The organism is Shinella zoogloeoides (genome assembly GCF_003574625.1).
GTDB lineage: Bacteria > Pseudomonadota > Alphaproteobacteria > Rhizobiales > Rhizobiaceae > Shinella > Shinella zoogloeoides_A.
The window spans coordinates 672,539-691,433 of sequence record NZ_QNUJ01000001.1 but is presented as its reverse complement, the minus strand read 5'-3'; the positions used below and the strand labels follow the sequence as shown (position 1 = coordinate 691,433).

General features: G+C 65.7%; 18 protein-coding genes and 1 other annotated feature. Of the genes, 5 read left to right on the top strand and 13 right to left on the bottom strand.

The features are described 5' to 3' along the window. Positions 1-42: 42 nt before the first annotated feature. On the bottom strand, positions 43-1,374 hold the full coding sequence (locus DSD28_RS03365) for an ABC transporter substrate-binding protein (RefSeq protein WP_119254916.1): 1,332 nt from the start codon (positions 1,372-1,374) through the stop codon (positions 43-45). Positions 1,375-1,560: 186 nt separating this feature from the next. Here DSD28_RS03365 and DSD28_RS03360 point away from each other — a divergent pair, with 186 nt between their 5' ends. The 4 genes from DSD28_RS03360 (at position 1,561) to DSD28_RS03345 (ending at position 6,062) form a co-directional block, all read left to right on the top strand. Then, a complete protein-coding gene (locus DSD28_RS03360) occupies positions 1,561-3,159 on the top strand; it encodes a GMC family oxidoreductase (protein WP_119254915.1) in 1,599 nt (532 codons plus the stop codon). 96 nt (positions 3,160-3,255) lie between these two features. Continuing rightward, entirely contained in the window at positions 3,256-4,014 is a 759-nt protein-coding gene (locus DSD28_RS03355) for a GntR family transcriptional regulator (protein ID WP_119254914.1), read from the top strand. A gap of 10 nt (positions 4,015-4,024) precedes the next feature. Further along, positions 4,025-4,993, top strand: a complete 969-nt coding sequence (locus DSD28_RS03350) for an ROK family protein (protein WP_119254913.1) — start codon at positions 4,025-4,027, stop codon at positions 4,991-4,993. A gap of 10 nt (positions 4,994-5,003) precedes the next feature. Continuing rightward, positions 5,004-6,062, top strand: a complete 1,059-nt coding sequence (locus DSD28_RS03345) for an SIS domain-containing protein (RefSeq protein WP_162911217.1) — start codon at positions 5,004-5,006, stop codon at positions 6,060-6,062. A gap of 98 nt (positions 6,063-6,160) precedes the next feature. Here the strand turns inward: DSD28_RS03345 and DSD28_RS03340 are convergent, their stop codons facing one another. The 8 genes from DSD28_RS03340 to DSD28_RS25745 form a co-directional block, all read right to left on the bottom strand. Then, positions 6,161-7,225, bottom strand: coding sequence for a LacI family DNA-binding transcriptional regulator (locus DSD28_RS03340; RefSeq protein WP_162911216.1), 1,065 nt, complete (start codon positions 7,223-7,225; stop codon positions 6,161-6,163). Positions 7,226-7,310: 85 nt separating this feature from the next. Beyond that, positions 7,311-8,243 (bottom strand): PfkB family carbohydrate kinase, encoded by a 933-nt coding sequence (locus DSD28_RS03335; protein WP_162911215.1) that lies wholly within the window; start codon positions 8,241-8,243, stop codon positions 7,311-7,313. Next, entirely contained in the window at positions 8,200-8,706 is a 507-nt protein-coding gene (locus DSD28_RS03330) for an SIS domain-containing protein (protein WP_162911214.1), read from the bottom strand. The genes DSD28_RS03335 and DSD28_RS03330 overlap by 44 nt, the downstream gene beginning before the upstream one ends. Next, complete coding sequence (locus DSD28_RS03325) at positions 8,691-9,350, bottom strand: orotidine 5'-phosphate decarboxylase / HUMPS family protein (protein WP_119254908.1); 660 nt, start codon at positions 9,348-9,350, stop codon at positions 8,691-8,693. The genes DSD28_RS03330 and DSD28_RS03325 overlap by 16 nt, the downstream gene beginning before the upstream one ends. A 4-nt stretch (positions 9,351-9,354) precedes the next feature. Continuing rightward, on the bottom strand, positions 9,355-10,122 hold the full coding sequence (locus DSD28_RS03320; RefSeq protein ID WP_119254907.1) for an ATP-binding cassette domain-containing protein: 768 nt from the start codon (positions 10,120-10,122) through the stop codon (positions 9,355-9,357). Continuing rightward, on the bottom strand, positions 10,122-11,105 hold the full coding sequence (locus tag DSD28_RS03315; RefSeq protein WP_162911213.1) for an ABC transporter permease: 984 nt from the start codon (positions 11,103-11,105) through the stop codon (positions 10,122-10,124). The genes DSD28_RS03320 and DSD28_RS03315 overlap by 1 nt, the downstream gene beginning before the upstream one ends. Before the next feature lie 46 nt (positions 11,106-11,151). Then, complete coding sequence (locus DSD28_RS03310) at positions 11,152-12,111, bottom strand: ABC transporter substrate-binding protein (RefSeq protein ID WP_162911212.1); 960 nt, start codon at positions 12,109-12,111, stop codon at positions 11,152-11,154. A 154-nt stretch (positions 12,112-12,265) separates the two neighbouring features. Then, positions 12,266-12,568, bottom strand: coding sequence for a hypothetical protein (locus tag DSD28_RS25745; RefSeq protein WP_162911211.1), 303 nt, complete (start codon positions 12,566-12,568; stop codon positions 12,266-12,268). Beyond that, positions 12,491-12,546: a sequence feature (sul1 is cis-regulatory element that is thought to sense ions involved in sulfur or methionine metabolism; They are found in Alphaproteobacteria), on the top strand. It overlaps the preceding gene by 56 nt. A 48-nt stretch (positions 12,569-12,616) precedes the next feature. Between DSD28_RS25745 and DSD28_RS03305 the strand changes: the two genes are divergently transcribed. Then, positions 12,617-14,104, top strand: coding sequence for a SulP family inorganic anion transporter (locus DSD28_RS03305; protein WP_119254904.1), 1,488 nt, complete (start codon positions 12,617-12,619; stop codon positions 14,102-14,104). Positions 14,105-14,233: 129 nt separating this feature from the next. On the opposite strand, the gene DSD28_RS03300 is transcribed toward DSD28_RS03305, so the two are convergent. From DSD28_RS03300 to DSD28_RS03285, 4 genes are all read right to left on the bottom strand, one after another. Continuing rightward, positions 14,234-14,839, bottom strand: coding sequence for a histidine phosphatase family protein (locus tag DSD28_RS03300; RefSeq protein WP_119254903.1), 606 nt, complete (start codon positions 14,837-14,839; stop codon positions 14,234-14,236). Next, complete coding sequence (locus DSD28_RS03295) at positions 14,836-15,936, bottom strand: ABC transporter ATP-binding protein (RefSeq protein WP_119254902.1); 1,101 nt, start codon at positions 15,934-15,936, stop codon at positions 14,836-14,838. The genes DSD28_RS03300 and DSD28_RS03295 overlap by 4 nt, the downstream gene beginning before the upstream one ends. After that, positions 15,933-17,678, bottom strand: a complete 1,746-nt coding sequence (locus tag DSD28_RS03290; protein WP_119254901.1) for an ABC transporter permease — start codon at positions 17,676-17,678, stop codon at positions 15,933-15,935. Before DSD28_RS03290 ends, DSD28_RS03295 begins: the two co-directional genes overlap by 4 nt. Positions 17,679-17,766: 88 nt before the next feature. Further along, a complete protein-coding gene (locus DSD28_RS03285) occupies positions 17,767-18,885 on the bottom strand; it encodes an ABC transporter substrate-binding protein (RefSeq protein ID WP_432430836.1) in 1,119 nt (372 codons plus the stop codon). Between the last annotated feature and the right edge of the window lie 10 nt (positions 18,886-18,895).

The following is an 18,895-nucleotide window of genomic DNA, read 5'->3' as shown; positions in this document are numbered from 1 at the left end:
TTGAAAAGCGTGGGGCCGGTTCGCCGGCCCCACGGGTCCGGTCTATTCGAGCGTGTCCTGAACGTTCGTCTGAAGTTCCGCCACGGCATCTTCCGGGGCCGTGCCCTGGTAGATCTGGTGGATCGCATCGACGATCAGCAGGACGACATCGTTCCAGCCCTGGCGGAAGACCGAGGTGGGCCGGGTATGCTGCATCTGCTCCTTGACGGCGGCGACATAGCCGGCGTCGAGCGCCTTGACGTAGTCGGCATCGGCCCAGGACGAGTCGCGCGGCGCACCGCCCGTTGCAACGCCGAGCGCCGCCGTCATCTTCCTGTTCGTCGCCCATTGAACGAAGAGCCAGGCGGCATCCTTCTTCGGCGAGTTCTTCGCGATCGAAACGCCCCAGGACCAGTGGCCGCTATAGCCGATATCGCCCGTGGAGGCCGGCAGCGGCGCATAGCCGACCTTGCCCGCGATCGCCGAGGTCTTGGCATCCTCGAAGCCCGGACCGAAGACCGAGGCGTCGACGAAGAAGGCGGCATTGCCCTGGGAGAAGAAGCGGCTCGCATCTTCCCAGCCATAGGAAAGCGCGCTCGGGGGACCGGCCTTCAGCAGCCCGGCATAATAGGAGAGGCCCTTGGCGATGCGCGGATCGTCGAAGCGCGGCTTCGACCAGTCACCGTCGAACCAGATGTTGTAGGGAAGATCGGCCGGCTGGCTGCCCCAGGCGTCGAGCACGATGCCCGTCATCGTGTCGACGAGCTCGGCCGAACGCTTGCCGCGCATGGATGCGCCGAAGACCTTGCCCTCACCCTTGGCGCTGATCTCGCTTGCCGCGGCGATCAGATCGTCCATCGTGGCCGGCACCTTGCCGCCGAGATACTTTTCGACCAGGTCCTTGTTATAGAAGAGCGTATAGGCCTCGAAGGAGATCGGGATCGCATAGAGCTGCGGATCCGGCTTGCCAACCGGGAAGGACGCACCCGCGCGGAAGCCTTCCGGATAGTCGGCGAGATCGTAATCCGCCTCGGTCTTGGCGGGATCGTCGAGATAGGGCGTCAACGGTTCGACGACCCCGGCTTCCCATTGGGTATAAAGCGCCGAGTCCATCTGGATCATGTAGACGTCGGCGACGGAATCGGCCGAACGCACCGCAAGGTTCATACGGTCGGAATAAAGGTCTTCGGCAAAGGCGTCGATCTTCACCTTGATGCCGGTCTCGGCCTCGAACTCCCCGATATGCTTGCGCAGTTCGGCCGTCCAGGGATGCTCGCTGAGCAGTACCGTGATCTGCTGGCCGGACTGCTGCTTCCAGTCGATGGCGAAGGCGCTGGAGGACAGTGCGGAGGCGGCGAGCGCCGCCGCCAACGTGATGAATCCCCTTCGTTTCATAGTCTCGCTCCCGTTGTTTTGACGACATGTAGATAAGTTGACCGCTTGACAACTTGTTACTACATGTTAGACAGTTTGCTAACACAGAGACGAACCACTGTCCATCCCCCTCGCAAAACCTCTCACGAGGCAGGCCGAACAGGCGAGGATGCACAGGGCCGCAGACCGGTTGCATCGGAGACAGACATGCGCAGCACAATCCAGGAATTCGACTATGTCATCGTCGGCGCCGGCTCCGCCGGCTGCGTGCTGGCGAACCGGCTGAGCGCGGATCCTGCCGTCTCGGTCTGCCTCATCGAGGCCGGCCCGAGCGATCGCAGCATCTTCATCCAGATGCCGGCGGCGCTCACCTTTCCGATCGAAAGTGACCGTTACAACTGGAAATTCGAGAGCGAACCGGAGACGGAACTGCACGGCCGCAGCATCGGTCAGGCACGCGGCCGCGGCCTCGGCGGCAGCTCCTCGATCAACGGCATGGTTTTCGTGCGCGGGGCGAAGCAGGATTACGACGGCTGGAGCGATCTCGGCGTCGAAGGCTGGGATTTCGAGGATTGCCTGCCCTTCTTCAGGAAGCTGGAAAGTTTCGAGGGGGGACGCGACCCGATGCGTGGCGGCTCCGGTCCCATCAGTGTCGTGCGCAGCAAGGCCGACCATCCGCTCTACCGGACCTTCCTGAAGGCCGGCCAGGAATTCGGCCTGCGGGATGCGGGGGACTACAACAGCGGCGCGCAGGACGGCGTCCATATCACACAGGCGACGATCCGCGACGGGGTGCGCTGCAGCACCAGCCTCGCCTATCTGAAGCCTGCCGGAAACCGTCCCAACCTCACCGTCATGACCGGCTGCCTTGTCGAAAAAATTCTCCTCGACGGCCGGACGGCAACCGGGGTGACAATCGTCCGGCAGGGCGAACGCAGGACGATCCGCGCTGCGCGCGAGACCATCCTTTCGGCCGGCACGGTCGGCTCGCCGCATCTGCTGATGCTCTCTGGCATCGGCGACCGTGCGGCGCTGGCGGAGCACGGCATCGCCAGCGCTGCCAACCTGCCGGGCGTCGGCGCGGATTTGCAGGACCACGTCGTCGCCCCGCTGCGCTTCACCGCACCGGGCGGTGTCTCCATCCGCCGGCAACTGAGCATGGTCGGACGCCTGAAACTCGGCATCGAATGGCTGCTCTTCAAGCGCGGCCTCGGCGCGACGAACTTCTTCGAGGTCGGCGCCTTCTTCAAGAGCGACGAGGCCCTTCCCTATTTCAACATGCAGCATGAATTCCTGCCGTTCCTCGCCGACTTCCAGTCCGGCAAGGTGACGATCTCCGACGGCTTCCAGTATTTCGTCAGCCAGATGCGCCCCTACAGCCGCGGCCGCATCGCGCTCAAATCCGCCGATCCCACGGTAAAACCCTCCATCCGCTTCAACTATCTCACCGACCGGCGCGACACGCTGGAAATGGTGGACGGCATTCGCAAGACATTGGAAATGGCCCGCCAGCCGGCCTGGGGCCGCTATCGCGGCCAGCCGGTCGACACACCCGACATCAAGGCCACGGATGCCGAGATCGAAGCGTGGCTGCGCACCGTCGCCAATACCGAGCACCACCCGACGAGCACCTGCCGGATGGGTACGGACGATCTCGCCGTCACCGATTCGGCCGGCCGCGTGCATGGGCTCGAGAAGCTGCGCATCGTCGACGGCTCCATTCTTCCGCGCGTGCCCTCGGCCAATATCAACGCGCCGATCATCATGGCGGCGGAAAAGATCGCCGCAACCATGACGCGGCGCTGACGGCTTGAAGGGGATGCTCAGCGGGGCGCGCTTGCCGACTTGTCTCGACATGTTAGAGACTGACGGTTTGATCGCCCTTACGAGAAAGGAAGACCGATGACCGAGACATGGCTGAAGAAGAAGCCGATCCGCAAGAGCGGCGCCGTTCCCATGTATGTGCAGGTGGCCGAAATCCTGGACAGCGAGGTGAAGGCACGCAACGGCGCGCATTTCGCCCTTCCGTCCGAAGGCGAGCTATCGCGCGAATTCGGCGTCTCGCGCGTCACGATCCGTCAGGCCCTCAAGCAGCTCGAAGCCCGCGGCGTCATCTACAGCGAGCACGGCCGCGGCTATTTCAGCACCGCCTCGCGCATGAAGGGCGTCTCCGGCTTCCACAGCTTCACGACGGAAGTGCGCAAACTCGGTGCCGAGCCCGGCTCGACCGTCGTCGCCTACGAGGAACGCCGGCAACTTTCGCCCGCTTTCCGCAAGCACCTCCAGAGCGAGGGCGAAAGCGGCACCGACTTCATCTTCCTGCGCCGCGTTCGCAGTATCGACGGCGACCCCGTGGCGCTGGAGGACGCCTATCTGCCCACGGCACTCTACCCCTCCGCGACACGGGACATGTTCGAGAGCGGCTCGCTCTATGCGGAAATGACCGCGACCTGGGGCATCGTGCCCACCTGGACGGATGCGCTGTTCGAGCCCACGGCAGCGACCGCCGAGGAGGCCGGCTACCTGAAGATCGAGCCCGGCGCGCCGGTGCTCAGCGTCTGGCGCGTCACCGTGACCGACACCGATCAGGCCGTGGAATATGTGAAGTCCGTCTACAAGGGCGGCGGCTTCATGCTCAACGTCAACCGCTACCGCCTCTAGGAGCCCGCCCGTGTCGCAACAGGATTTCGCAATCGGCATCGACATCGGCGGCGGCAGCACGAAGATCGGCCTCGTCTCGACCAGAGGCGAAATCGCCGAGCGGCGTCGCATCGTCGTCAGCGAGGCCGATGGCGCAGATGCCATCGTCCGGCAATATGCGGATGCGATCGGCGATATCCTGTCGGCCCATCCGCAGGCGAAGCCACTGGGCATCGGCATCGGCTTTCCGGGGCGCATCCATCCGGACAATCTTTCCGGTGATCTCGGCAACATCCCTGCCCTCGACGATTTCCCCCTGGCCGAGCGCATCGGCAGCCTGTTCGGCCTTCCGGCCCGGATGGAAAACGACGGGACCGCGGCCGGCCTGGCGGAAGCCATGTTCGGCAGGGACAGGGACGCCCGACGCTCGCTGCTGATCGCGGCGGGAACCGGCATCGGCGTTGCGCTCACCGTCGACGGAAAGCCCTTCATCACCTCGGGCGGCGGCCTCGGGAACGCCGGGCAGCTCATCATTCACGGAAGCGACGGTCGGCCCTGCCGGCAGGGATGCGTCGGCTGCCTGGAATCGCTCGCCTCCGCAGACGCCCTGAACGGAATCGCACAACGCTATTGCGCCGAAATGCCGGAGAGTCCGCTCGCGGCAAGGGCGCGCGGCCTCGGGCGGGAGCCCGACGCGTCGGATGTCGTGGTGATGGGCCTTGAAGGCGACCCCGTTGCAGTGGCGATGCTCGCCGATGTCGGGCGCTGGCTCGGGCGTGGGGCTGCGACCTGGGCGCAGATCTTCGCTCCCGACGTCATCCTGCTCGGCGGCGGGCTGAGCGCCGCCGGCAACCTGCTGCTGGGCCCGCTCGAGCGCGAGGCCCGGCTCTCGGGCCTCGACCTCTATCTCGCACCCGTCCGCTTCTCGCTCGCCTCGCTCGGCAACGATGCCGGCATCATCGGCGCCGCCGCGCAAATCTTTCCCACCCCCAAGCCTTGATGGAGTTTCCGTGTCCCAGTCCTATCTCGACGAAATCGCCGAACAGCCGGCAGCAATCCGCAAGCTGGGCCGGCTCGTCACGCCCGGCCTCGCCGCCGACATCCGGGCGATCCGCGCCGCGATCGACAAGGGCGACGTCCGGCACATCATTCTCACCGGCATGGGCGGATCCCTCTTCAGTGCCTACGGCACCTGGCTGCGGCTGAGCCAGTCGCTTCCCGTCCCGGTCTCGCTCTGGGATACGTCCGAACTCATCCAGCAGGCACCGATGCTGCTGCGTCCCGGCGCCATGGTCGTCGCCATCTCGCAGTCAGGCGAGAGCGTCGAACTGTGCCGCCTGACGGAACTGGATGCCGGCGTCAGCATCCGCGTAGCGATCACCAACCCCCGCGACAACACTCTGGCACGCTGGGCGTCGCTGGCGCTGGCGACTGAGGTCGGTCCGGAACAGACCGTTTCGACCAAGACCTATACCGCCGGCCTTGCTGCCCTCTATATCTTCGAACGCATGCTGATCGACGGGGGCGACACGGTCGCCGCGGATATCGCAACGCTCGCCGACGCCACGGACGAGGTTCTGGCCAGGGTGCCCGCGAGGCTGGACGAGATGCTGGCCTTCCTCGGCCATGACTTGCCTCTGACCTTTATCGGCCGCGGCGCAAGCTACGCCAGCGCCATGATGGGCGCGCTGGTCACGGCCGAGGCTGCAAAGGCACCGACACAGGCCCTGTCCGGCGGCCAGTTCCGCCACGGTCCGCTGGAACTGGTGCGCGACGGTTTCCGCAGCATGCTGTTCCTCGGCGGCCCCGGCGCCACGCTCGACCTCAATCTGAAGACCGTCGCCGACATTGCCCGCTTCGGTGGCCGCAGCCTCGTCGTCGCGCCCGAAAGCACGGCGACCGCGCTTTCAGGGAGCGAAGCGGTCCTGTCTCTGCCCACCGTGGCGGAAGGGCTTCTGCCTGTCCTGGAGATTCTGCCCATCCAGCTGCTGATGGTGCCGATGGCCATTGCCCGCGGTTTCGAGCCGGCGAAGTTCCTCAACGGCTCGAAGATCACCGTCATCGAATAAGATTATGCTCCTGCGTCGACCCATTCGGTTGGGTCGACGGCTTTCTTGCCGTGTAGGCGTTGGAACAGGTGTGGCTCGACCATCAAGCTCGGAAGCGGCTATAGCGCGGGCGCTTCTACCGATCGCCGTGCGATCAGCTCCGCCTGGAGCACTTGGGAGCTGCGATACGAGCTATCCTCGATCTTCTTGAGCAGGAGTTCCGCTGCTGCCGCACCGAGTTTGGCGACAGGACGCCTTATCACGGACAGCGGCGGCCGGAACACTCCGGTCCATGGCGCTTCGTCAAAAGCGATGATCGAGAGAGCCTCGCCAATTCCGACCGCGAATTCCTGGGCTGCGGCCAACGCGCCCAGCGCCATTTCCTCGTTCGTGGCGAGGATAGCGGTCGGCGGTTCGGGGCTTGCAAGAATCTCCGCCATCGCCGCACGGGCCGTCTCCACGCTGCTGTGGCAGTAGCGCGTCCATTCCGGATTGACCGCAAGCCCCAACTCGGCCAGCGCCGCAGTTGCCCCGTCGACACGATCCCGAACCGTGCTCACCACCTGCTCGGGCATGGCCAGGCAATGTCCTTCGACGCTGGCAGTCGCCACCAGCAAGCCGATCCGCACATGGCCCGCGGCGGCAAAATGGCGGATCGCCGCCCCGGCTGCGACGCGATCGTCCGTCGTGACAAAATCGATTTCGTCAGAATCGACGCGCCGGTCCAACAGCACGACCGGTACTTCCGGCTCGCTCTGGACGAGCAAATGCTCGATTTCATGCTGCGAAGCAGGCACGACGATAAGGCCGTCGACCCGCTTCTCGATGAGAACCCTGACGGCGTTACGCTCCTTCTCGATATCGTCGTCCGTATTGAGAACGAGGATCTGGTAACCGGCCATCGAGGCGGTTTCGATAATGGCGCGGATGGCGCTGTTGAAGAACGAGTTGGAGATGTCGGCGACCACGACGCCGATCGTCAGCGACCGGCCGGAGCGCATCGACCGGGCCAGTTCGTTCACCCGGTAGTTCAGCTCCGCCGCCGCCGCCAGGACGCGTTCGCGCGTTGCCTCCGTGACGAGGCCGTAACCACCGAGCGCGCGCGCGGCGGTGGCGCGCGACACCTCGGCGCGCCGCGCCACGTCGATCAATCTCGCTGCCTTGTCATTCGGTGCCTGCGTCATGTTCCGTTCCGATTTTCCGACCGCATGTCGATATCCCATATTGGGTTCCTCCCGGGATGGAAACCGGGTAGCCCGAGGCGCGGCCCTACGGCAGGACGAGCTCGGCGCCTGCCCGGCGGCAGGTCGCGGCGGCGACCGCCATCGCTTCCATCAAATACTGTCGCCAGATATCCGCAGTGCCGGGCCGCCCGCCGCGCAGCAAGGAGGCGACAAGGCTTGCCAGCGTCGCGTCGCCGGCCCCCATCGTATCGACGATCGGCTCCGGTCTGCCCGCAATCGGAACCGCGACCTGAAGGCCGGACCGATCGACCAGGGTCGCTCCGCCTGCACCATGGGAAAACAGGACGCTTTCGACCCCCATGCCGAACAGATGTTCCGCCACCGACCGCCAGTCCGTTCCATAGAGGAGCTGAACATCCTCGTCGCTGAGCTTCACGAGGCTCGCGACGGGAAGGACCTTCTCGAATCCCTGCCGGTAGGCCGGGAGGGAGGAGATCAGGCGCGGACGGGGATTGGGATCGACGATCCGCAAGCCGGGCGCGGCGGAAAAAGCCTGCACCAGATCGTCGGCATGCGAAGGATTGTCCAGCGGATACGAGTTGACGACCGCGGCGGCGGCATTCGACAGCACATGCAGTGCCTCCGCTCCGAACGCGATCCGGCGGCGGTACATGGCCGGCGCAAAGGCATAGCTCGGCTCGCCGTTCAGTCGCGTCGAGCTGACGACGCCGGTCGGGTCCACCGTCGGCGTGTTGACGATCCGGATGCCGCGTTCGCGCGCATAGCGCAGGAGGTAGTATCCGTCCCGGTCCTGGCCGACGCGCGTGACGAGTGTCGAAGGCAGGCCGAGCCGGGCGATGCCGGCGGCAAGGTTGAGCCCTGCCCCGCCGGCGAACCGCTCGGGGTCTTTCCCCTCGGCCCTGATTTCGTCGACGATGCAATCGCCGATGGTTACGACACCATGCATCGTCGGCTCACTGCAGGTTGGTGTGCCGATAGGCCATTGTGCCATGGGCATCGGCGATGCCGGAGGCAAGCTGCAGCACGACCGCATCGAGGAGAAGCAGGCACGTCTGCTCGAAGAGGCTGCCGCCGAACTGCTTCGTCTCGACCACCGGAACCGGCAGAACGATGTCGGCGATGCCGGCAAGCGTGCCCTTCGGCTTGTGCGTCAGCGTGATCACCGTCGCGCCCTCGGCCCTGGCGATCTTCGCGTAGCTGAGGCTGACGGGCGTCTCGCCGGAACCGGAGATGATCAAAAGGCCATCACCCTTGCGGACGGACGGCGCCGTCACCTCGCCGACGAAATGCACGGACCTGCCGAGATGCATGAAGCGCATCGCCGACATCTGGGCCGCAAGCCCCGAGCGTCCCTGCCCGGAGAAGAACCACCGGCGGTCGCCATCGCGGAAAGCCTCCACGACGGCGGCGAAGGCCTGCGGATCGATGCGCTCCAGCAGCTCGCCTATTTCTTGTCCCACGGCCAGCCAAGGCCTTGTTCCGGGAGCCGTTCCTTGATCCATGATGCTACCTTTCCTGGGGTTTCCGATTCTGTGATGGCGCTGCCGACGACGAGAATCTCGGGTTTGACGGCGATGACCGAATCCAGCGTCGCCGGGCCGATGCCGCCGGCGAGCGACACGCGGAAGCCGCGCGCATGCATGGCGGCGACGGCGTCGATGTGGCCGGTCGAATTGTCGCCGGCGAGGCGCGCATCCGTCGGCGAATGCACCGCGACATAGGCAAAGCCCTCCGGCAGGGCGAAGTCCTGCGGGAGCAGGATCGGCTTGCCGGATTCCGTGATCGTGTCGACGATGACGGAAGCGCCGAAGGCGACGGCGCATTTGCCGACCGTCTCGTGCGTCGCCCTGGGGGCGCAGGACAGCACGGTCATGAAGGAGGCGCCCGCGCCGAACACCATGTTGGCTTCGAGCGCGCCGCCATCGACCGTCTTCGTATCGGCGAGGACGGGCACGTCGGGGCAGATCTCGCGCACCGTCGTGATGGCGGCGACGCCGAACCGCTTGAGAAGCGGGGTTCCCACTTCGATGATATCGGCAAGGCCCGTAAGAGCGGGCAGGATTCCGAGATGCTCGGGCTTGTCGAGCGCGACTTGCAGCAGCATGGGGCTATTTTCCTTCAGGTTGACCGAGGCCGGTGATCGCCTTCAAGAGGCTGTCGGGTGTGAATGCCGAGGACGGCGCGTCCACGACCACCCGGCCGAGGCGCAGGACGACGATGCGGTCCGTCACCTCCAGCACGTGCGGCAGCGTGTGGGAGATGAAGATGACGCCGAAGCCCTTGGCGCGGGCATTGCGGATGATCTCCAGCACCTCCCCCGCCTGGCGCGCGCCGAGATGGTTGGTGGGCTCGTCCAGAAGGATGACCTTGTTCGCCCAGGCGACAGCCCGGCCGATGGCGACGGCCTGGCGCTGGCCGCCCGAAAGGCGCGCCACCGGGCGATCGCTGGCCGGCACGGCGATGCCGACCTGCTCGAGCCCGGCATGGGCCTGGCGCCGCATGGCCTTCTCGTCGAGGAAGCCGAGCTTGCCGAGAAGGCCCTTGCGCACGATCTCGCGGCCGAGGAAAACATTGGCCGCCACCGTAAGGTCCGGCGCGACGCCCGAATCCTGATAGAGTGTCTCGACGCCCGCCTCCAGCGCGTCATGCGGCGATTTCCATACCCGGCGCACGCCGTCGAGATAGATCTCGCCGCTGTCCGGCTCGTGCGCGCCGGACAGCACCTTGACCAGCGTCGACTTGCCCGCGCCGTTGTCGCCGACGAGGCCGACCACCTCTCCGGCGCGCAGGGCGAAGTCGACATTGTCGAGCGCCACGACACCGCCATAGCGCTTGCCCACGCCACGGACCTCGTAAAGAACGGAAGCGTTTTCCATCAGCGGCCTCCCTTTGCGCCAAGTCCCTGGATACCAACGGCCAGCGCGATGAGCGCCGCCACGACGATCTGCTGCCAGTTGGGCTGGACGCCGATCAGGATGAGGCCGCTCAGCACCGCGGTCGTGATGAGCGCACCGACCACGACGCCCGACAGCTTGCCCGTGCCGCCGAGCAGGCTGACGCCGCCGATGACCGTCGCGGCGATGGCGTTCAGTTCGCCGCCGCGCCCGGAGAGCGGCGAGCCGGAGCCGAGCCGGAAATAGACGAACGCGCCGGCAAGGGCTGCCAGCACGCCGGACAGCAGGTAGAGCTTGATGAGATGCCGCTCGACATCGATGCCCGCGCCCCGCGCCGCGAAGGGATTGGAGCCGATCGCATAGGTCCAGCGGCCGAACCGGGCCCGGGACATGAAGGCCCAGGAGACGGCGATGATGACGAACACGGCGATGACGGGCACGGTCAGCGCGCCGAAATAGGTGGCGTTGCCGAGCAGGATGACCTCCTTCGGCGCGCCGGCAATCTGCGTGCCGCCGGTCAGCACGAGGCTCATGCCGGCGGCCGCGCCCATCGTCGCCAGCGTCGCGACGAAGGGCACCAGCCGGCAATAGGTGATCAGAAACCCGTTGATCAGGCCGACCACGACGCCGACGCCGACCGCTGCCAGAAGGCCGAGCGCAATCGCCAGCCACGGATCGATGCTCGCCTCGTTCGCAGCGCGGATGACGAGCGCCATGGAGACGCCCGCCAGCCCGAGAACGGAGCCCACGGAGAGATCGATGCCCCTGGAGGCGATGACGAAGGTCTGGCCGATCGCCATCAGGACGACGGGCGAGAAGTCCTGAAGGATGTTCGCCATGGCCCGAACCGAGAAGAACCGGGGATTGGCGAGCGAGAACGCCAGCACCATCACGCAGAACAGCAGCAACAGGACGACATCCTGCCTGAGGCCGGACGCCTTCAGGCGGGCCAACTTGCCTTGCATTTCCATTGTCGTAGATCTCCGCGCGGGAAACAGGAGAGCCGCCGGCTCACTCCGAATACATGGAGGAGCCCGTCTCCGCGAAATTCTCCCTGGTCATGACCACGTTCGGAATGACCACGGATTTCTCGATCTTGTCGGCGCCCTCGCCCGTGACCTTCGCCTTGGCGTATTCGAGGGCCAGTTCCGCCTCCTTGGCCGGCTGCTGGGCGACCAGCGCGGTGAAGACGCCTTCCTGCAACGCATCGACCTGCGCCTTGTAGGCGTCGTAACCGACGAGCTTGACCTTGCCGACCGCATTGCTGTTGCGCAAAGCGGCGATCGTGCCCGTGCCGCTCGTGCCGTCGATCGCGAAGATGCCGGCAAGATCGGGATGGTTCAGAAGCACCGTGTTGACCGCAGATGTCGCGGTGGCCGGCTGGCTGTTGGCATATTCGCGGCCGACGATCTCGATCTTCGGGAAGTTCGCCGCCAGTTCCTCGCGGAAGCCCTGTTCGCGCAAGGTGTTGGTCGTCGCGCCCGGCGAGCCGGACATGATGAAGACCTTGCCCTCGCCGCCGATCTGCCCGGCCAGCGTCCTGGCCGCCTGCCGTCCTCCGTCGACATTGTCGCCGGTGATGTGAGAGGTCAGGTAGGCCTGGTCGGTGACGGTCGTGTCGACGGTGATGACCGGAATGCCCGCGGCCTCCGCCCGCACGACGGCCGGCTGGAGCGAGTCCGGATCGGTCGGCACGAGAATGAGCGCATCGATATCGTCGGCAAGCGCCGCATCGACGAACGGCATCTGCGATTGCGGCGAATATTCCGAGGCGCTGCCCTGCCAGACGAGCTCGACGCCGAGCTTCTCGGCCGCCGCCCGCGCGCCCTTCTCCATCGCCAGGAAGAACGGGTCGGAAGCGATACCGGGAATGAAGGCGACCTTCAGCTTGTCCTCGGCATTTGCGGCATGCGCGCCGATGGCGAGCATGGAAACGGTTGCAGCAATCATCATGCGGCGGATGCGGCTCATTTTTCTCTCCTCCGTGAAAATGAGATCGATCTCATTAACGGATAGCATGCCCTTTTCCTCTGTCAACCGAAAAGAGATCGATCTCATCGACAGTAAGATGCTTTCCTGCTTCAGGCAGCCGTAACCGGCCACCACTGACAGGCCACGGCCGACATCATGGGCGGTTCAAGGGATGTTCGACGGTAGAGGAGAATGCCGGCAGAACGGATGCAACGGCCGCGGGGACCCGACTTGCCGGATTGCGCTGCGCGATGCCCGAAAATGCGCCGCAGGAGAGGCTGCCTTTCGTTTCATCGTCTTTCCTCCGGCCATCCCGCCACATCTTGTCCGAAATCGCCGTTGACCCGCGCGCAACATTTTCTATAACGGCTTCATTCACCCCGGACCCGGTGAAATTCCGGGTGGCTCTTCTGGCCGCCGATCCGCCAGACAACGCAAAAGCATCAAACCAGTTCACGTGCCGGACATCGTCCGGTCTGGATGCACTACTCTTGCGGACTTTCCCATGTTCAATCTGACAGCCTACAAGCGCGAGTGGTTCTCGAACGTTCGCGCCGACATTCTCTCCGGCATCGTCGTCGCGCTTGCCCTCATTCCGGAGGCCATCGGCTTCTCGGTCATTGCCGGCGTCGATCCAAAGGTCGGGCTTTTCGCCTCCTTCGCCATCGCCTGCGTCTCCGCCTTCACCGGCGGCCGGCCGGGCATGATCTCGGCCGCAACGGCGGCAACCGCCGTTCTGATGGTCACGCTCGTCAAGGAGCACGGCCTGGAATACCTCTTCGCCGCCACGCTGCTGATGGGCCTCATCCAGATCGGCGCCGGCCTCCTGAAGCTCGGCCGCGTGATGCGCTTCGTCTCGCGCTCGGTCATCACCGGCTTCGTCAACGCGCTGGCGATCCTGATCTTCATGGCGCAGTTGCCGGAACTCATCGGCGTGCCGGGGCTGACCTATGCCATGATCGCCGCAGGCCTCGCGATTATCTACCTCTTTCCCTATGTCACCAAGGCCATCCCCTCGCCGCTGGTCGCCATTCTCGTCCTGACCGGCATCGCCTGGTGGGGCGGCCTGGATCTGCGCACCGTCGGCGATCTCGGCGAACTGCCGTCCGCTCTGCCGATCGTCGCGCTGCCAAAGGTCCCGCTGACCTTCGAGACGCTGCAGATCATCTTCCCGTACTCGGTGGCGCTCGCCGCGGTCGGCCTGCTGGAATCGCTGCTGACAGCCCAGATCGTCGACGACATGACGGACACGCCAAGCTCGAAGAGCCAGGAGTGCATCGGGCAGGGCGCAAGCAACATCGCCTCCAGCCTCATCGGCGGCATGGGCGGCTGCGCCATGATCGGCCAGTCGATGATCAACGTCACCTCCGGCGGTCGCGGACGGCTCTCCACCTTCGTGGCCGGTTCGTTTCTCCTGTTCCTCATCCTCGTGCTGGACGATCTCGTACGCATCATCCCGATGGCGGCACTGGTCGCCGTCATGATCATGGTATCGATCGGCACGTTTTCCTGGCGGTCGATCCTGGACCTTCGCCGAAATCCGCCGTCGTCTTCCATCGTGATGCTGGCGACGGTGGCGACCGTGGTCGGCACGCACGATCTCGCAAAGGGCGTCCTCGTCGGCGTGTTGCTCTCGGGCGTGTTCTTCGCCGGCAAGGTTGCGAGGCTCTTCCACGTTCGCTCCACCCTGAACGAGGAGAAGAGCGAGCGCACCTATCATGTCGACGGTCAGATCTTCTTCGCTTCCGCGGAAGGGTTCATCGCCGCCTTCGATTTCACCGAGCCGGTAAGCAAGGTCACGATCGACGTGTCGCAAGCGCATCTGTGGGACATTACCGCCGTCGGCGCCCTCGACAAGATCGTCCTCAGGTACCGCCGGCAGGGCATCGATGTCTCCGTGTCCGGCGTCAACGAGGCGAGCGCGCACATGCTCGACCGCTTCGCCCTGCACGACAAGGAGCATGCCGCGTTCTCAGCATCGACCGGACATTGAGATGAAAACGGGAAGTCCGGCCTGCCGATCCGGACTTCCCCGGCAGTTTCGAATGGCAGGACCGCAAAGTCCCGCAGGCGCGGAAAGGTGGAGGCGGACGAAGCCGAAGGCAACGATCCGCCTCGGGGATCAATCGGCGACCGAAACATCGGGAGCAACAGACCCGATATTGTAGCCTTCGAGCTGCGCAGCCGATCTGTCCCGCCCCGGGAAGTTGAGGATGGTCGCCGTTCCAGGCGTTACCGGCACGACACGGGACGGCGGCAGGTCGAGGAATTCATGGCAGGCCGCACGGATCACGCCGCCATGCGCAACGACGAGAAGATCGCCCTCCGTGCGGGCCATCCAGTCGCGCACCCCTTCGGCAACGCGGCTGCGAAACACGCCCCAGGTCTCGCCCCTATCCGGCGTGAAGCGCCCGGCCCGCCAGGCCGCGTAGTCGTCGGGCCGTTCGGCGATGAGGTCGGGCTTGCAGCGGCCGGTCCATTCGCCCATGTCCAACTCGCGGAACCGCTCGTCCGAGGGGGCGTCGGGATGGCCGATCAGCGCGACCGTCTGCCGGGTGCGGCCGAGATCGGAGGCGATGATACGCGCCGGCTGCAGAGCCTTCGCATAGGCGCGGAAGCGCTTGACCTGGGCGACGCCGCGCTCGGAGAGAAGCGAATTGTCCTGTCCCTGCAGCCTCTGTTCGGCGTTCCACTCCGTTTCGCCGTGGCGCATGAGGATCAGCCTCATTGATGTATCCTTTCTCCAGTGGTCGCGAAGACCGCATCGGGTGTGCGAATGAAAGAAAGCGCAACGGGCTCGCCCGGGCTCGCGCTGAAATAGCCGTCGGCCATGCCGGTGATGCGCAGATCCCCCACCATCGCCGTGACCATGGTCCGCCCGGCGATCGGCGCGGCCTCGGCAAACCGCGCGGTAAGCGTCGGTGCGCCGGCCACGGCGCCGACGCCGACCTCCTCGGCGCGGTAGAGAAGCTGCACCTCGTCCCGGCCGCCGGCCAGCGCGGCCGGAGCCAGCGCCGTCTCGCCGAAGACGAGGCTTTCGCCCGACCTGCGCACCGGCAGGAGGTTTGCCGGCGGCGTGCCGAGGAAGGTCGCGACGAAGGTCGTCTGCGGATTGCGCAGGAGATCGATCGGTTTGCCGAACTGCTCGACGCGGCCGTTGTTGAGCACCGCGACATGGGTCGCCATTGTCATGGCCTCGACCTGGTCGTGGGTAACGTAGACCGACGTCGCGCCGGTCGCCCGGTGGATGCGCATCAGCTCGCTGCGCATTTCGATGCGCAGTTTCGCATCGAGATTGGAAAGCGGCTCGTCGAAGAGCAGGATGCTCGGTTCCGGCGCGATGGTGCGGGCGATCGCCACGCGCTGCTGCTGGCCGCCGGAGATTTCCGCCGGGTAGCGCTCGCCGAGCGCATCGATGCCGAGAAGGGCGAGGACTTCCTTCACCCGCTTCTCGCGCTTTTCCCGCGGCCAGCCGGCAACCTTCAGCGGCCAGGCGATATTGCCCGCGACGGTCATGTGCGGCCAGAGCGCGTAGCTCTGGAAGACGAGGCCGGCATTGCGGCGGCCGGCATCGGCGATGACGCCGCCCGCCCCGCTGGAAACCGTCTTGCCGACGAAGGCTATCTCCCCTTCGCTCGGGCTTTCGAGGCCGGCCAGCATACGCAGCAGCGTGGACTTGCCGCAGCCGGAGGGACCGACCAGCACCAGGAAGGAGCCGGCGGGCACGGAGATATCGACGTCCTTGACGGCGGTGAAGGCGCCGAAGCGTTTGACGAGATTGCGGATTTGTATGGCGTCCGCAGCGCCGGTGGCGATGGCGTTCATTGCTCTTTCCATTTCTGGACGCGGTTCTGCAGAACATGGGCCAGGAACGAGGCCGCAAGGCAGACGACGAGGATGACGAGGGTGATGGCATTGGCGAACTGCATGAAGCCTTCCGACGCATAGCGGTAGGCGACCATGCTGAGCACCGGCGAGGTGGCGGTGAAGAGAAGCACGACCAGCGAGAGGTCACGCACCATCTTCACGAAGACGAGGATCGCCCCGGCGAAGAGACCGCGGATCGCCAGCGGGAAGATGATGGCGACGAGCCGGCGGATGAGGCCCGCACCGGTCAGCCGCGCGCTCTCCTCGATATCCGCCGAGATCTGGCCGAGCACCGAGCGGCCGGACTGCACCGCGAAAGGCAGGTTATGCGCGGAAGCCGCGACGACGAGCAGCGCGAAGGTGCCGTAGAGCGAGGGGAACGGGCCGATGGGCGCACCGAACAGCGCGATATAGGCCGCGGCGAAGGCGATGCTCGGCACCAGCAGGGGCAGGAAGGCGAGCTGGCTGAGCAGCGTCGCGAGGAGAGTGCCCTTGCGCTGCACGATCGTATAGGCGAGCGCCAGCCCGAGCAGCATGGTGGTGAAGGCGACGACGAGGCCGAGGCGGATGGTGTTCCAGAGCGCGTCGATCAGCACCGGATTGCGGAAGATGCCTGCCTGGCCCTGCGCGATCTCGCCGCCCCCCTCGCCGATCCAGAAATGCAGCGTCCAGTTGGAGAACAGCGCTCCGCTCTGCGGCGCGAGGCTGGATGCGGCCAGCACCAGCACCGGCGTGACGGTGGTCAGGAGGCCGATCAGCAGTGCGACGGCAAAGAGCGGCCAGCGCCAGGCGCCGAGTGGAAAGCGCTTCGTGCGGCCGCCCTTGCCCGTGACCGTGATGAAGGCCTTGCGACCCGACACCAGACGGTCGGACAGGAAGAGGAACAGCGCGGAAACGGCGATGAGCAGCAGCGCGAGCACGAAGCCGCGTTCGTTCTGCCCCGTCTCGATCATGCCGAAGAGGCGGGTGGAGAGCGTCTGCATGCGCACCGGCAGGCCGAGCAGCGCGGGCGCCGCGAAATTGGCGACGGCACCGGCGAAGGTGAGCGAGGCCGCGGCGATCAGCGCCGGCGTGACGACGGGCAGGATGATGCCGAAGAAGATGCGCGGCCGCCTTGCGCCCGCCATCTGCCCGGCCTCGACGAGATCGGCCCCGACGGAGCCGAGCGCGGCGGCGATGATGGTGTAGGCGAGCGAATAATAGTGGGCGATCAGCACGATGGCCGTGGGGATGAGGCCCCAGGCGAGCCAGTCTGGAATGGCAAGGCCGTTCGTCTCGAAGAAGCCGGCCGAACCGCCGAGGCGTGAATTGCGGAACAGCGTGCCCCAGGCGAGCGCGGCGGCAAAGCTCGGGATCATGTAGGGCAGCGAGGCCATCATGCCGAGGAAGCGCCGACCGGGCACATCGGTAAGCACGACGAGCCAGGCGAGGAAGCCGCCGATCAGCAGGCAGCCGCTGGCGACGCTGAAGCCGAGCAGCATGGTGTTCAGCAGCGGCCGCCACCAAAGATTGGTCGAAAGCGGGCTGGCGAGCACCGCCGTCCAGGCGGCAAACCCCTCCGGCGTCAGTGTCGACAGGAGAATGCGCAGGAGCGGCGCGACCACCAGCACGGCGACGATGAGCACCAGCGCGGCCGGCAACAGGAAGCCCGATCGGAACAGCCGGCTGCCCGATGGCACGGAAAGCGAAGTCGATGTCATGAAAACCCTCCGCGCGGACCGGCGCGCCCGTGTTGATGCCTTTGCAGCTCCCACAAGGAACCGCGCGACACGCCGGCCTGCGGGTTCGTTACTGGAGCGTGATGATGAGGTCGGAAATGCGCCCGCGCGCAGCCGCCGTCTTTGCCGGATCGATCGTCCAGGCCTTCAGTTCGCCGAGCTTCACGGAATCGGGATGATCGGCGATGGACGGACGCACCGCATAGTCGCCCGGCACGTTGAAGGGCTCGAAGCCCGGACCGCCGGTCGGCGTGTCGTCACCGAACATGAAGTCGATGAGCAGGCGCGCGGCCGCCGGATGCGGCGCCTTGTCGGCGATGGTCAGGATCGCCGGGAAGAGGATGCCGTTGGCAGGCTCGACATTGTTGGCGACCTGCAGGGCCCAGCCCTCCTTCTCGTTGTCGCGGCGGTCGGAATAGGTGCCGAAGCCGACGGGCGGGTTCTTGGCGTTGACGTCGCCGACCGACTTGTTGAGCACGTCGCTGTTGGGCAGCATGATCAGGTCGTTTTCGATGAGTGCCTTGATGAACTGCTCCCCGGCGCCTTCAAGCCCGTCCTCGACTTCGATATCCTTGCCGAACTCGGCCTTGTAGGCGGCCGCCATCTCGTCGGGATGGAGCGAGATTTCAGTGAGCAGATCAAGCAGTTCGCCGCGCTGGCTCGGATCGACCATCAGCACCCGGCCCTGCCATTCCGGCTTGGTGAGCTGCCAGAGATTGGTGACGGGCGAACCATCCGGGAAGGCCTTCTCGTTGTACATCAGCACCTTGGTCGACAGACGCTGCGTGAGGAGCGGCGCCTTGTAGCGATCCTCCAGCACGCCCGCGACGCGCGGCGGCACGTAGTTCACGATGCGCTTCTCCTCCAGGAGCTTCGTGAAGACGACCGGGGAATCGGCGATGTAGAGCACGTCGACGGCATGCACGCCGGCCTGCTGCTCAGCCTCCACACGGGCGATCTGCTTTGTCGAGCTCATGTCGAGGCCGATGAGGTCGATGCCCGGATAGGCCGCCTCGAAAGCTGCTTCGATCTTGGCGATGCGGCTCGACAGCGAGAACACGGTGACGCTGCCCTCCTTCTGGGCGAGCGGCAGCAATTGCTCCGGCGTCAGCCCGTCGAGATCGTCGGCCATCGCGGCGGCCGGCAGAACGAGAAAGGCCGCAAGGGCGGTCGAACACAGTCGTTTCAGCATGGTTTCC

What these genes read in the sequence shown, in the direction of transcription:
- DSD28_RS03325 (WP_119254908.1), bottom strand. Translation starts at nt 9,350, where the DNA reads ATGCTGCTGCAAGTCGCGCTCGACAAGCCCGAGCATCTCGGAATCCTG.
- DSD28_RS03315 (WP_162911213.1), bottom strand. Translation starts at nt 11,105, where the DNA reads ATGCAAGGCAAGTTGGCCCGCCTGAAGGCGTCCGGCCTCAGGCAGGAT.
- DSD28_RS03360 (WP_119254915.1), top strand. Translation starts at nt 1,561, where the DNA reads ATGCGCAGCACAATCCAGGAATTCGACTATGTCATCGTCGGCGCCGGC.
- DSD28_RS03300 (WP_119254903.1), bottom strand. Translation starts at nt 14,839, where the DNA reads ATGAGGCTGATCCTCATGCGCCACGGCGAAACGGAGTGGAACGCCGAA.
- DSD28_RS03290 (WP_119254901.1), bottom strand. Translation starts at nt 17,678, where the DNA reads ATGACATCGACTTCGCTTTCCGTGCCATCGGGCAGCCGGCTGTTCCGA.
- DSD28_RS03335 (WP_162911215.1), bottom strand. Translation starts at nt 8,243, where the DNA reads ATGCCCATGGCACAATGGCCTATCGGCACACCAACCTGCAGTGAGCCG.
- DSD28_RS03340 (WP_162911216.1), bottom strand. Translation starts at nt 7,225, where the DNA reads ATGACGCAGGCACCGAATGACAAGGCAGCGAGATTGATCGACGTGGCG.
- DSD28_RS03310 (WP_162911212.1), bottom strand. Translation starts at nt 12,111, where the DNA reads ATGAGCCGCATCCGCCGCATGATGATTGCTGCAACCGTTTCCATGCTC.
- DSD28_RS03295 (WP_119254902.1), bottom strand. Translation starts at nt 15,936, where the DNA reads ATGAACGCCATCGCCACCGGCGCTGCGGACGCCATACAAATCCGCAAT.
- DSD28_RS03355 (WP_119254914.1), top strand. Translation starts at nt 3,256, where the DNA reads ATGACCGAGACATGGCTGAAGAAGAAGCCGATCCGCAAGAGCGGCGCC.
- DSD28_RS03305 (WP_119254904.1), top strand. Translation starts at nt 12,617, where the DNA reads ATGTTCAATCTGACAGCCTACAAGCGCGAGTGGTTCTCGAACGTTCGC.
- DSD28_RS03320 (WP_119254907.1), bottom strand. Translation starts at nt 10,122, where the DNA reads ATGGAAAACGCTTCCGTTCTTTACGAGGTCCGTGGCGTGGGCAAGCGC.
- DSD28_RS03365 (WP_119254916.1), bottom strand. Translation starts at nt 1,374, where the DNA reads ATGAAACGAAGGGGATTCATCACGTTGGCGGCGGCGCTCGCCGCCTCC.